Genomic DNA, 13,035 nt, shown 5'->3' on the forward strand with positions numbered 1-13,035 from the left:
TCGTCGCCCGCATGGGCCGGCCCGACGACGGGGAGGCCTTCACCATCGAGGTCCGCACCACGACCGGACGCCGCGTCCGGCTCGACGAACTACCCGCCGCGGGGAAGCCGCGTACTGCGCGCGGTGATGGCACGGCTCACCGGTGACCACGCCGCCGCTCGCGCACAGGTCGAGGCCGCCGACCGTGAACCGTCCACTACCGCGCGCGCGGAAACCCTGGTCGAGGCACTGGTCTGGATCAACGTGCTCCTCGACACCCACCAGTCCACCTTCCCGGACCGCCCACCCGAATAACCGACTTCGAGGCCGACAGCTTCGGCGGTCACACCTACCCACGCGTGACGCACCGAGAACGGGCGTGCCGGGTGTTTGCCTTCGGGGAGGCGCCGGCCGACCTACCCGAGCCGAACGCCGACGTCGAAGTCGGTAATTCACGGCGGTACACCATTCCGGCGGGTAGTGCCGACTGATGTTGCACGGATCCCCCTCGGGTCTCCGCCGGTAAGGCGAACTCCGACCATCAGATCGACGCGCTACACCGGGCCGGGTGGTCGACGAGGGCATTCACCTCCTCGGCTTCGGCCCACCGGCGATGGGCCGCCTGAATCGGTTCGGCGGTGGCGCGGCGCATGAGGCCAGCATCTCCCCGACGGAGACCGATCGGTGTCGCAGCATCCCGGCGCGAATCCGTGCAGTGGCGCGCACACAGCGGCAGGTCGGTCGGAAAAGCCATGGATGAGGGCGGATGGCACGGCGCCCCGCCGGGGGTTCGAATTCGACGGGGCGCTCGGCCGCCGAGTCTGGGAAACGGCGACAACGTCAACGGTAGGCCACCCACGCACAGGGCACGGCGAATGCCGGTATGGGTGTGCGCCGGGGTGTCGACCTCGTCAGCCCGAGTGAATTGATGCCGGCGACTTCCGCGGCGATGGCGGCGAAGCGGCACACGACCCATCGGTTCAGGTGAGGCAGGCCACGTTCGCCCGGCGGGGTGAGCACCCTGTGCTGTGGAACGACGTGCGCGCACACTGGAGTTGGAGTCACCCGATGCAGCGGGTCGGTGTGTCGAATGAGCGGTGTTCCCGTCCAAAGGAATCTGTATGAACACCCGGTCGAGTCGAGAGATCGTGGTCGGTGTCGATGGATCACCGGCCTGTCGTGGGGCTGCGGTGTGGGCGGCGGCGCTCGCCTCCCGCACCGCGGCACCGCTGTGGGTCGTGCACGCCCTGCCGAAGTCCCTCGATTCGATGACCGCTGTCGCCGTCATGGGTCAGGGACCGGCGATGGCCCAGCACCGCACGGCCGGTGAAATGATTCTCGAGGAGACGTCCGCCGCGGTTCGCCTCCGCTTCCCGGACCTCGACGTCCGCACCGACCTGATACCGGGCCCAACCGTTCGGACGCTGGCGGCATCGAGCGCGACGGCACGGATGATCGTGGTCGGCGGCGCCGAACCGCGGGGGTGGGGAATGCTGGCGACCGGATCCACGGCAATCGAACTCGTCCGTCACTCCACGTGCCCGGTCACGGTGTGGCGCGGACAGTCGGGAATGCTGCCGGATCGGCGTCCGGTCGTCGTCGGTGTCGACGGGAGCGTTTCCAGCGCCGCCGCGGTGATCGACGCATTCGAGTTTGCGCGCCTGTTCAATGCACCGGTGACCGCTGTCTACGGGTGGGCGACTCGGCACTCGGCCGGTGACGTGACCGTTCCTCTCCTGGTGGACTGGGACGCCCTCCGGGAATCGGAGAGCGGCCTGCTGACCGGGTGGCTCGCCGAGGCGAAACAACGCTATCCCGGTGTCGCGGTCGCCGAGGTGGTCGAGCCGCGGAATCCGGCACACTTGATCACCGGTCGGGCCACCGATGCCCAACTGGTGGTGGTCGGCAGCCACGGCCGCGGCCGGCTCGCGGCCGCCGTCCTCGGCTCGGTGAGCCAGTACCTTCTCCATCACAGCCGGTGTCCGACGATGATTCACCGCGGTCCGCCCCAGGAGAGTGGGTGAACGGACGCCGCCCAGCGACGGTGCGACGGCATACACCGTCCCGGCCGATGATCGTCCACTTCCCAGCCCCGCACCGGTCCGGCGAGGGCGGCACCGTCCGCGCGGTAGGGCGGCACCGAGAGATTCGGGGGCTCGGTATCCGAAAGTGGGGATTCTTGACACACCTCGTCACACCCGGCCGACACCGAGGCGAGGGTCTCGCGGACGGTGCCTCACCGGCAGCTCCGGATCGTGAGCCGAACGGTGCTCACGGGCAGTGAAGGGGCGAGCGAGGGTGAGATCGGTGAGGGCGCCGTGGATGTGACCGAGTTGCACCTGTTCGGGTATGCCGCCGCCGTGTTGATCGGTCTCGGTGTCGGTATCGAACGCGAACACAATGTCGGCACCGAATCGGCCACCGGGGCGGAGTCGAGACCGGTCGAACCGCCCGGCGCCCGGACGTGAACTAGCGGGAGTTTCCTAGATAGCTGTGGCTTCGGTGCGATTAGCGCTGGTGGGAGCTGGTTTGGTGTGGTCGGGGTGTATTACCTAAGTCGGTGGCGGCCGGTCATCGGGTGGGTGCGTAGCGGTCGATGCCGAACAGCCGGGCCAGTTGTTCGGCGGTGTCGCTGTGGTCGGTGAGCATTCGTTGGGCGCGGGGGCGACCTTTGGTGCCGTCGTGGTAGAGCAACACCGTTTCCTCGATGCCGGCCAGCTCGGCGAGCAACTCACGCACCGACAGATGCAGTCCGGCATCGGCGGCCGCGCGGCGCATCAGGTGCGCGATGGTCAGGGCAAGGACGCTGTAGAAGACATGGACGCGGATCTTCTGGTCGGTCCAGTGGTGCATCGGGGAGAACGAAATCACCTGGGGGTCTTTGAGTTGCCGGAACCCGGACTCGATGTCGGACTGGGATCGGTAGGCGGCGATCACGCGGGCGACCGGCCAGTCGGTGCGGTTGGTGAACAGGATCCGTTTGCCGAAGATCCGGTCCTCGAGTTGTCGGCGGGCGTGGCGGTCGGTGCGGTACCGCAGCCGCAGCTCCGCCGCGGTGGTGCCGGTGAGGGTGACGGTGAGCACCTCGGCGACCCACCGCGGCGCGCAGATCTGCTCGATCTCGCGCTCCACGGCCGCCCGGTCGCGGCGGGTGCGCCCGCGGGCCAGGCGCACCTGCAGGGCGCCGAGCCGGTCGCGGGCCTTGTCGAGGGTCTGGTCGAATCCGCGGGACTGGGCGGCGTGCAGCGACGCCGAGTGGGTCACAATCGCCCGCCGCCGGACCCCGAGGGCGTCGACCTCGGTGTCGTAGGCGCGCATCCCGGGCAGTCGGGGATCGTCGACCCGGTGGTAGGCGTCAGCGGGCACGGTCAGCAGGGCCGGGTGATCCGAGGGCGGCAGGGAGCCGACGAACCCGATCCGCGCCGCCTCGATGTGGGCGTGGTTCGCGGCCGAGTTCTGCCCGGCGTCGTAGACGATCGTGGCCCCCTCGATGCCGGCAGCGACGCTGCGGTAGCGGTCGACGAGATCGTCGATCACCCCGGGGAACTGGGTCACGTCGGGGCGATCGCCGGGGTAGGGGTGCGAGAGCAGCGGGATACCGCCGTCGGAGGTGATCACCAACGCCAACCCGACCAGGCGCAGGTCGACGCGTTTTTGTTTCGCCTTGCCCCGCTGCGCGATCGGGGCGGCCTCGTTGCCGGAGTCGATGTAGGTGGCGAAATTCGTCATGTCCAGCACCAACGCGGTCAGGTCGAGACCGAACTCGGTGACCATCCGCGCCGACAACGCTCCCTCGATCCGCGCCAGATCGTCGCGGTCGAGACGGTCCATCGCCGACCAGAACTTGCGGTGATCGAGGGACCCGGCCGGCAGTGGGCACCACCGCGGTGCGGCGGTGGAATCCCACCAGGACGCGAACGCCGCCTTCGAGCACGGAGCGACGATCCGGTTCAGCGTGGCCAGCGCAATATAGGTGCCCACCGATACCGCCGCGTCCGAGCGGCGCGGAGCCACCCCATCGATCGCCTCGGCCACGCCGAGACGTTCGAGCACCGACCACACCGCGGCGACATCCCCGAACTTCTTGTGTGCACTGCGCACCGGCGCACCCGCTTGCGCGCCGGCGAGTTTGGCCGTCACCTCCTCCGCGCTGCCCAGGTACTGTTGCGAGACGATGCGCGGTTTACCCTCGACCCGGGCGGACTCGACCAGGTAGTAGTACGTCTTCCCTCCCTGCCGTTTCCCCACGATCGAAGCCATATATAGGTAATACACTCTCCGGTCGCGTTTGCCCAGCTCAACACGCACGACGCGACACGAAAACTCGGCTACCTAGGAAACTCACGCTAGGCACTCCCGGTGATCGGCGAGGTAGGTCACGTTCGTGACGATCACACTGTCGATGTACCGGCAGCGTCGCACCGGATGTGAGCTGTTGTGTTGGGGTCGTGCGGTCGGCGCAACACCGACCGGCGCGCCGCGGCACGCACGAGGTCCCCCCTCCTGGTGGGCCAGGTTAATCACGTTGCCGGCGAGGTTGCGCTACCGCATCCGGCGCCGCCGGCCCTCACCCTATTCTTGCCGGGGCCATCGGGTCCACGAGGCGATGACCGCCCTCGATGTCGCCCGGCAGGATGTCGAACCGGGTGGCGACCGGGGACGCGCAGTGAAGATTGCACCCGCCCGCGTTCCGGAGGGGTGGAACCGGGAGAGGCATCAGGCATAGCTGGCCATTCTGTTAGGGGAGCGAATCACCAGTGACATTCGTCCGTCACCGGCCTGCTGATCCCACCGTGACCAATCGTCAGCTGAACAATCGCGACAACCCGAGAGCTACTGTCCAGTTGAAGGCGTTCTCCACCGACGGGGAGTGGGTTCCTGAGAGTGCCAGTCGATCCACTCGCCCCGAGCGTGGGGCCGCGGGTGCTGGCGAGCCGGTGCGCCCGGTCGACGGCATCGGAGCGGCCGGCAGCGGACGACGGCGGCGGCGACGATCAACCGGCGGGTCGCGGCGGTGCCGCCGGTGCCAACGAGCTGCTGTCGGCACCGGACATCGGGCTGCCCAGGTGGTGAGTACGCGTGCGTACATCGTGTTCTTGATCAGGAACCGCGCCAGTTGCATCGACGATCGGTGCCGGTCATCGATCGACCAGCGGCCCTCACACTGCATATCCGGAGCGCCTCCTCAGAAGTGCTTTCTGCGCCCGGAACCGTCACCCAGCGAGATGATTCCGGTCCGGAGGAACTCTGGCGGAGGGAGTTCAATCGATATCCCAACAGTCCCAGGTAGGTGACAAACGTTGTGGATCATCATTTCTCGGGTATGGGTGGTATTGCGTGCGGGCTCGTGAAGGCGGCGCGCTGTGCCCGGCGCCGTTGCCGGGCGGCGTCGAATCGCTGCTTGTCCAGATCGGTGTGCGGGCGCAGTGGTGGGATGGCCACGGGGGTGCCCTCGGTATCGACGGCGACCATGGTGAAGTAGGAGCTGTTGGTGTGCCGTTTGGTGTGGTGTCGGATGTTCTCGGTGTCGACGCGGATCCCGATCTCCATGGAGGTGCGTCCGGTGTAGTTCACCGAGGCGGAGAAGGTGACCAGTTCGCCGACGTGGATGACGTCGCGGAAGAGGACTCGGTCGACGGACAGGGTCACCACGTAGGTTCCGGCGTAGCGGCTGGCGCAGCTGTAGGCGACTTGGTCGAGCAGTTTGAGCAGGCTGCCGCCGTGGACGTTGCCGGAGAAGTTGGCCATGTCCGGTGTCATGAGCACCGTCATTGACAGCGAGGCCGGGCGGGCGGTGAGGGTCTCAGTCAGAGACATGCTGGTGTTCTCCTGTGGTGGGGATCCGAGAGCGGGGTGTGCGGCTGTGGTTGCGTCTCGCGGGGGGGCCAGGCGGATCGGCTCATTCGGGCAGGGCGCTGTTCGCCACAGTTCTACGGTCGACCGGGGAAATCTCGGTCTCCAGGTCGTCTGGACAGTCGGCAGTAGGCGCCCTGTTGGTTACTGCGCGGGCTTGGTAATCGACTCGGGGGCGGGCGTGGAGACGTGCGGGGTGAGCGGGTGGGCCAGCCTGATCCGGCGCCGGAACCGGTAGGCGATCAGGGTGACGATGAGGGCGGCGACGCTGAGGGTGATCTGCGAGCGGGTGGAATCGACGAAGAACATCGAGACCAGGACGGCGAGGATGCCGACGGCGGCGAGGATCGACAGGTAGGGGAACAGCCACATCTTCAGGCGGAGTTGGGCGACGTCTTCTCGGGTCATCAGGCCACGCAGTTTGATCTGCGACATCGCGATCATGAGGTAGACCATCAGGATGGTGGCGCCGGAGGCGTTGAGGAGGAAGGCGAAGACGGTGTCGGGGGAGAGGTAGTCGAGGCCGATGCAGGCGAAGCCGACGAGGGTTGCAAGGAGCAGCGAGTTGCGGGGGACGCCGTGCTTGTCGAGTTTGGCGATGGCTTGGGGGGCGTCACCCTTGTGCGCGAGGGTGAACAGCATCCGGGAGGAGGTGTAGAGGCCGGAGTTCAGGCAGGAGAGCACCGCGACGAGGATGACGGCGTTCATGATGTCGGGTCCGCCGGGGATGCCCATGTGGGTCAGGGCGTCGACGAACGGCGACTGGCCGACCGTCACATCCGTCCAGGGCACGATGATGGCGAGCAGCAGCACGGAGCCGATGTAGAAGAACCCGATGCGGGCGATCACGGAGTTGGTGGCCTTGGCGACGGCCTTCTCCGGTTCGGCGGATTCGGCTGCGGCGATGGTGGCGATTTCGGGGCCGACCATGGAGAAGACGGCGACGACGACGCCGGAGAGGATGATGGTCCAACCGTTGGGGGTGAAGCCGCCGTGATCGGTGAGGTTGGAGAAGTCGGCGGAATGGCTCGGCCACAGGCCGAAGACGTAGGCGGCGCCGAGGCCGAGGAACAGCAGGATCGCGGCGACCTTGATGCCGGCGAACCAGTATTCGAATTCGCCGAAGTTGCGGACCGAGCGGAGGTTGGTGGCGACCATGGCCAGCAACAGGGCAGCCGCCATCACCCAGGAGGGCAGGTCGATCCAGCGTTGCAGCAGTTTGCCGCCGATGACGGCTTCGGCGCCGACGACGACGACCCAGAAGAACCAGTACAGCCAGCCGGTGGTGAAGCCGGCCCACCCGCCGAAGGCCTTGCGGGCGTAGCCGGCGAAGGAGCCGGTCGACGGGTTGGTGGTGGCCATTTCGCCGAGCATGCGCATCACCAGGACGATGACGACACCGGTGATGGCGTACGACACGAATGCGGCGGGCCCGGAGGTGTGCAGCAGGGCGCTCGAGCCCACGAACAGGCCGGCGCCGACGACACCTCCGATCGCGATCATCGTCAGGTGACGCTGTTTCAGAGACTTCTGCAACGTCTCGGGTTGTTGGTCGAGAGTGGACATCGAACGCTCCCAGGGTCGAGTCAAGCACGAGGGCGGTACGCGAGCACGATCTGATCGATGTGTGAGGGCTTCGTCGTGAACCTGTGATGGCCCTCACAGGGCATTGCGGTGAGTGCTACTCAAGCCGACTGCGCCGCCAATGTGATCGGACGATCGGCCAAATCGCGTGCGCCCGATTTGGCCACCTGCAAAAATGGCGTGGTCAGAGGAAGTTGGCAGGGGCATGGTGGGGACCGATTTTCCCTGCCGGGCACGTGCGCGGCGTTTCGGTGCGCTGGTGCGCAGTGGTGTGTGGAGGGGTCGGCGACATCACGATCGTCCCAGCGTTGGCCATCCCAGCCAGGGCAGGTGTCCATGAGCGCCGCGGTTGCACCGTCTTGGTCTGCTGGTGTGGCGCTGGTATCTCGACTTCGTCGGCCGCGACAGTGCCGGGCTGTGACGATGCACGACTCGCGGTTCCCGGTTGAGTCCGGATTGAGTGGCATGCAGCGGGTTGGTGAAGCCGCGGTGGTCGCGGTGTCCGCGGATGCGGTGTGGCACAGTGCCGTTCCGGCACTGTCAGGCGCGCACCAGTATCGTCGTCGGTGAGATCGAACTGGACCGGGGCTTGTGTGACCCCCGCCGCCCGTGCCGTGCCGAGAACACACTACGCGGACGTCATCGACATCCTCGACGGCATCGGAAGGTGACGCCGGGGGAACTGCCCGCGATCGGTTCACGCCGCTCGGCAACGCAGCCAGGGGTCCGGCGGTGAATGGTTCTGCGATGGATTTCGACTCGCGAGAAAGGACTGACCTTGACCGGGATGGTGCTCGGTCCCGGTCCACCGAAGGTGAGCCGGGACCGAGTCGCACGGGTTGAACCCGTGCGGCGCCTACTTCGTCGAGGCCAGTGAGCGGAGGAAGAAGGCCAGGTTGGCGGGGCGTTCGGCGAGGCGGCGCATGAAGTAGCCGTACCACTCCTGCCCGTACGGGAGGTAGACCCGCAGATGCCGCTGTTCGGCGATCAGCCGGTGTTGTTCGGTGTCCCGGATGCCGTGGAGCATCTGCAGTTCGAACTCGTCGGCGGTGCGGCCCTTGGCCTCGGCGAACTGCAGTGCCGCCTCGACCATCACCGGGTCGTGGGAGGCGACCATCGGGTAGCCCTGACCGTTCATCAGGATCCGAAGGCACCGCAGATACGCGTCGTCGACCGCGGCCTTGCCCTGGTAGGCCACACTGGCGGGTTCCTTGTACGCGCCCTTGCACAACCGGATCCGCGATCCGGGGCCGGAAAGGTCCTTGCAGTCCGCCTCGGTGCGCTTGAGGTAGGCCTGCAGCACGGTGCCGAGGGACGGGAAGTCCTCGCGTAGTTCGCCCACGATCGACAGGGTCGAGTCGGTGGTGGTGTGGTCCTCGGCGTCGACGGTAACCCACGCGCCGGCTTCCTCGGCGGCGGCACAGATCTTGTGGGCGTTCTCGAGGGCAACCTTGTGCCCGTCCCGGGGCAGGAACTGCCCCAGCGCCGAGAGCTTGAGCGACACCTCGACGTTGCGCACCGAGGAGGGCGGGAAGCTGGCCGTGTTCTTCTCGCCGTCCTGCGTGAACTGGGACAGAGCGGACAACAGGGTGAGGTAGTGCGAGACGGTGCCGGAGGCCTGGGCGACGTCGGTGGTGTCCTCGCCGAGGTAGTCGATGCTGATGTAGCGGCCGGAGCCGAGGATATCGGTGGTCGCGGCCACCGCCTGATTCTCGGTCTCGCCGGCGACGAACCGGTCGACCAGGTTGCGGGTCACCGGGATCTTGGTGACGGTGCGTTCCATGCGCGGGGAGCGGGCTGCGGCGAGGAGGGCGGGCCGGAGCAGGTCGGACGGTGCCATCAGATGTCCTCGGTGGTGTCGGCGCCCTGGTGGGGGTAGTGGTGGTCGGTGGCCGGGACGAATGTTTCCTTGATGGTGCGGGCGGAGGCCCAGCGCAGGAGGTTCTGCGGGGAGCCGGCCTTGTCGTTGGTGCCCGAGGCGCGTGCGCCTCCGAAGGGTTGTTGTCCGACGACGGCGCCGGTGGGCTTGTCGTTGATGTAGAAGTTGCCGGCGGCGAATCGCAGGTCGTCGGTGGCCTGGGCGATCGCGGTGCGGTCGTCGGCGATGATCGAGCCGGTCAGCGCGTAGGCGGACCCCTTGTCGACCAGGTCGAGGACCTTGTCGAATGATCCGGCGGCGGAGTCGTCGTAGACGTGGACGGACAGGATCGGTCCGAAGTATTCGGTGCGGAAGGCCTCGTCGGTGGGGTCGTCACCGAGCAGCACGGTGGGGTCGACGAAGTACCCGATGCTGTCGTCGACGTGGCCGCCGGCGGCGATGGTCAGGCTGGGGGTGGCCTTGGCGCGGGCGATGGCGTCGGCGTTGCGGTCGAACGCCCGCTGGTCGATGACGGCGCCACCGAAGTTCGAGAAGTCGGTGACATCCCCGTATTTCAGCGTCGATGCCTTCTCGATGAAGTCGTTGCCCATCTTCGCCCACACCGACTTCGGGACGAACGCGCGGGAGGCCGCGGAGCACTTCTGGCCCTGGTAGTCGAACGCGCCGCGGATCAGGGCGGTGGTGAGGGTGTCGGGGTTGGCGGAGCTGTGGGCGAGGACGAAGTCCTTGCCTCCGGTTTCGCCGACCAGGCGCGGGTAGCTGTTGTAGTTGGCGATGTTGTCGCCGACCTGGCGCCACAGGTGCTGGAAGGTGGCGGTGGACCCGGTGAAGTGGATCCCGGCCAGGCGGGGGTCGGCGAGGACGACGTCGGAGACCTCGGCGCCGGGGCCGTTGACGAGGTTGATCACACCCGGGGGCAGGCCGGCGGCCTCGAGCAGTTTCATTGTCCAGTACGCGGCCACGGCCTGGGTCTGCGAGGGCTTCCACACCACGGTGTTGCCCATCAGGGCGGGTGCGGTGGGCAGGTTGCCGGCGATGGCGGTGAAGTTGAACGGGGTGATGGCGTAGACGAAGCCCTCGAGGGAGCGGTATTCGAGCTTGTTCCACACGCCGGGGGAGGAGATCGGCTGGTCGGCGAGGATCTGCCGGGCGAACTGGACGTTGAAGCGCCAGAAGTCGATCAGTTCGCACGGGGTGTCGATCTCGGCCTGGTACGCGGTCTTGGACTGGCCGAGCATGGTTGCGGCGGCGAGGGTTTCACGCCACGGTCCGGACAGCAGGTCGGCCGCGCGGAGGAACACCGCGGCGCGGTCCTCGAAGGACAGTGCCCGCCAGGCCGGGGCGGCGGCGGTGGCGGCTGCAACGGCGTCCTGGATGTCCTGGGCGCCGGCGTTGGTGAAGGTGCCCAGGACCGCGGCGTGCCGGTGCGGCTGCACGACGTCGATCGCGGGGCCGGTGCGGCGCCGGTGCGCACCGCCGATGACGTTGTGGATCTCGGTGGGATTCGAACCCAGTTCGGCCAGCTTCGCCTTCAGTCGGGCGCGCTCGGGGCTCCCCGGGGCGAAGGAGCCCACCGGCTCGTTGATCGGCTGCGGGGTGGTGGTGACGGCGTCCATGAAACCTCCTACATGATGTGGCGGCGAGAACACCGCCGCAACGAACTAGGTGAAGTCAACACCGCCGCCCGTCACAGTTGATGAGCCATCTGTCCAAACTTTGAATCTTGCAGTTGTACGATAGGACAAATCGGTACTGATTTTCGAACTGGAGAGACCCCCGTGACACGTGACGACAAGACCCTCCCGCAAGCCCCTGCGGAAACAGTGGGTGAGTCCGAAGTCATCACTCTGCGTGAGCTTCTCAGTGCGCTCGATACCGCGGTCGTCGAACTGGTCGACGCCCCCGCCGGTGACGACGTCGTCGTCGCCTCGGTCGCGCTCGTCGACAGTATGGATCTGTCGGCCGAGATCGATTCGCAATCTCCCCTGCCGAACCTGCTGCTCCACGTCGGGGTCGGTAATGCCGAGGCGGTGCGCTGGTTCGAGCATGTCGCGCAGCGGCCACACGACGCTCGCCCGCGTGCGGTGATGTCGAAGACGGCAGCCGACTCGCGCGCGCTGCAGACCGCGGCCCGCCGAGCCGGAGTCGCGCTGGTGGCCGTGCACCCGAGGGCCCGGTGGGATCATGTGTTCCCCCTGGTGCAGCGCATGCTCGACCGCTCCCGTCGGCGGCAGGCCCGACTGGGGGATCCGGACCTGCTCGCCACCGACACCGACCTGTTCGGACTTGCCCAGATCGTGGCCCAGAATTCCGGTGGCATGGTGTCGATCGAGGACACCCAGTCCCACGTGCTCGCCTACTCGGCATCCGACGAGGCTGCGGACGAGCTGCGGACGCTGTCGATCCTCGGCAGGGAAGGGCCGCGTGAGTATCTACGCGTACTGCAGAAATGGGGGGTGTTCGACCGGCTCCGCGAGAGCGACGACGTCGTCGATGTCCCGGCACACCCGAAACTCGGCACCAAACGCAGACTGGTGGTCAGCATCCGGGAATACTCCGAGGGCTCACCCACCCCGCGGCTGCTCGGAACAATCTGGGTGCAGCAGGGCGACTCACCGCTGACTCCGGACGCGGCCGGCGTACTGCGGGGAGCATCGGCGATCGCCGCACGGATCATCTCGCGCGCCCTCGACGCCCCGTCCACCGAAGCGCTGCTGATCCAACGGTTGTTCGGGGCGCGCGGGGGCGGAGTGGACGTTCCCTCCGTGGCCGGTGCCCTGAATCTCCCGGTCAGCGGGCCGTCGGCGGTCGTCGGCTTCGCCCCGACCGCCACCGACGCCACGGCACCGATCAGCGAATTCGCCGGATTGGGCAGCATGCTGCGCCTGCACGCCAGTTCCTTCAGCCGCGACTCGGTGTCCACGATCATCGGCGACCGCGCCTACGTGCTGCTGCCGCGCAACCAATCCGCGAAGACCGTCACCGCGTGGGTCCGCCAAGTCATCGACCAGTTCGAAACGAAACGGTCGGTGGTGCTCAGAGCTGCGATCGCGATCCCCGTCACCGATCTCGGTCAGGTGTCCGGTGCCAGGATCGAGGTCGACCGGGTGCTCGACGGCACCGCCGCCACGTTCCCCGAGGGACGGGTCACCACCCTCGCCGAATCCCGCACCGCCGTTCTGCTCGGCGAGATCCTCGACCTCGTCGACGCTCATCCCGAACTGCACGATCCGCGGCTGGACGCGTTGTTCGAGTACGACAACAAGCACGCCTCGAGCCTGTGCGAGAGCGCCGAGAGCTACCTCGCCCATTACGGCGACGTCCGCGCCGCCGCAGCCACTTTGCAGGTGCATCCCAACACCCTGCGCTACCGCATCCGCCGCGTCGAAGAGATCGTCGGCGTAGACCTGCAGGACACCTCCGATCGCCTGCTCCTCGAACTGCAACTCACCCTGCAGCGACGGAAAGATAGGGGCAAGCCGGGCACCTGACTGCACCGGAAAACCCAGCCCCGACACCGCGCCCGATGCCCGCTCTCCGATCGGTGACCGCAACCCCGGCACACCACGGGTGCTACCTGTGACGTGACGTCGACCGGCGAAGTCGAGTCTTGGCGAACAGGCCAAAAAGTCATCATGCTTTTCAAACGGCTGACCCAATACTTCACAAGGGATGTACCGGTTAACTATTCGCCACGGGTTCGTGGCAATGGGGCCACGCTCGACAGGTTTTCGACGAAG

Annotated in this window: 11 protein-coding genes; 6 read left to right on the forward strand and 5 right to left on the reverse strand. The window is 67.2% G+C overall.

The genetic code is table 11. The features are described 5' to 3' along the window. Nucleotides 1–11: 11 nt before the first annotated feature. The 4 genes from JWS13_RS45890 to JWS13_RS01070 all read left to right on the forward strand — a co-directional run bounded on the left by JWS13_RS45890 (nt 12) and on the right by JWS13_RS01070 (nt 2,447). Nucleotides 12–146: a hypothetical protein gene (locus JWS13_RS45890; protein WP_259375196.1), complete on the forward strand. Its 135-nt coding sequence runs from the start codon at nt 12–14 to the stop codon at nt 144–146. Then, complete coding sequence (locus JWS13_RS45210; RefSeq protein WP_241031986.1) at nt 127–294, forward strand: hypothetical protein; 168 nt, start codon at nt 127–129, stop codon at nt 292–294. The genes JWS13_RS45890 and JWS13_RS45210 overlap by 20 nt, the downstream gene beginning before the upstream one ends. An 806-nt stretch (nt 295–1,100) precedes the next feature. After that, entirely contained in the window at nt 1,101–2,003 is a 903-nt protein-coding gene (locus tag JWS13_RS01065; protein WP_206003982.1) for a universal stress protein, read from the forward strand. A 231-nt stretch (nt 2,004–2,234) separates the two neighbouring features. Beyond that, entirely contained in the window at nt 2,235–2,447 is a 213-nt protein-coding gene (locus JWS13_RS01070) for a hypothetical protein (protein ID WP_206004274.1), read from the forward strand. A gap of 103 nt (nt 2,448–2,550) precedes the next feature. Here the strand turns inward: JWS13_RS01070 and JWS13_RS01075 are convergent, their stop codons facing one another. Further along, complete coding sequence (locus tag JWS13_RS01075; protein ID WP_206003983.1) at nt 2,551–4,239, reverse strand: IS1634 family transposase; 1,689 nt, start codon at nt 4,237–4,239, stop codon at nt 2,551–2,553. A 624-nt stretch (nt 4,240–4,863) separates the two neighbouring features. On the opposite strand from JWS13_RS01075, the gene JWS13_RS01080 reads away from it, so the two are divergent. Next, on the forward strand, nt 4,864–5,052 hold the full coding sequence (locus tag JWS13_RS01080) for a hypothetical protein (protein WP_206003984.1): 189 nt from the start codon (nt 4,864–4,866) through the stop codon (nt 5,050–5,052). Between the two features lie 237 nt (nt 5,053–5,289). Here JWS13_RS01080 and JWS13_RS01085 read toward each other — a convergent pair whose 3' ends face one another. From JWS13_RS01085 to pruA, 4 genes are all read right to left on the reverse strand, one after another. Further along, a complete protein-coding gene (locus tag JWS13_RS01085; RefSeq protein WP_206003985.1) occupies nt 5,290–5,796 on the reverse strand; it encodes an acyl-CoA thioesterase in 507 nt (168 codons plus the stop codon). A gap of 180 nt (nt 5,797–5,976) precedes the next feature. Next, on the reverse strand, nt 5,977–7,398 hold the full coding sequence (locus JWS13_RS01090; protein WP_206003986.1) for an amino acid permease: 1,422 nt from the start codon (nt 7,396–7,398) through the stop codon (nt 5,977–5,979). 874 nt (nt 7,399–8,272) lie between these two features. Then, nucleotides 8,273–9,256, reverse strand: coding sequence for a proline dehydrogenase family protein (locus tag JWS13_RS01095; RefSeq protein WP_206003987.1), 984 nt, complete (start codon nt 9,254–9,256; stop codon nt 8,273–8,275). Next, on the reverse strand, nt 9,256–10,911 hold the full coding sequence (gene pruA, locus JWS13_RS01100) for an L-glutamate gamma-semialdehyde dehydrogenase (protein ID WP_206003988.1): 1,656 nt from the start codon (nt 10,909–10,911) through the stop codon (nt 9,256–9,258). The genes JWS13_RS01095 and pruA overlap by 1 nt, the downstream gene beginning before the upstream one ends. A 162-nt stretch (nt 10,912–11,073) precedes the next feature. Between pruA and JWS13_RS01105 the strand changes: the two genes are divergently transcribed. Next, nucleotides 11,074–12,786: a PucR family transcriptional regulator gene (locus tag JWS13_RS01105; RefSeq protein ID WP_206003989.1), complete on the forward strand. Its 1,713-nt coding sequence runs from the start codon at nt 11,074–11,076 to the stop codon at nt 12,784–12,786. The last annotated feature ends 249 nt before the right edge of the window (nt 12,787–13,035 follow it).

Origin of the sequence: Rhodococcus pseudokoreensis, assembly GCF_017068395.1 — a bacterium.
GTDB classification, from domain to species: Bacteria; Actinomycetota; Actinomycetes; order Mycobacteriales; family Mycobacteriaceae; genus Rhodococcus_F; species Rhodococcus_F pseudokoreensis.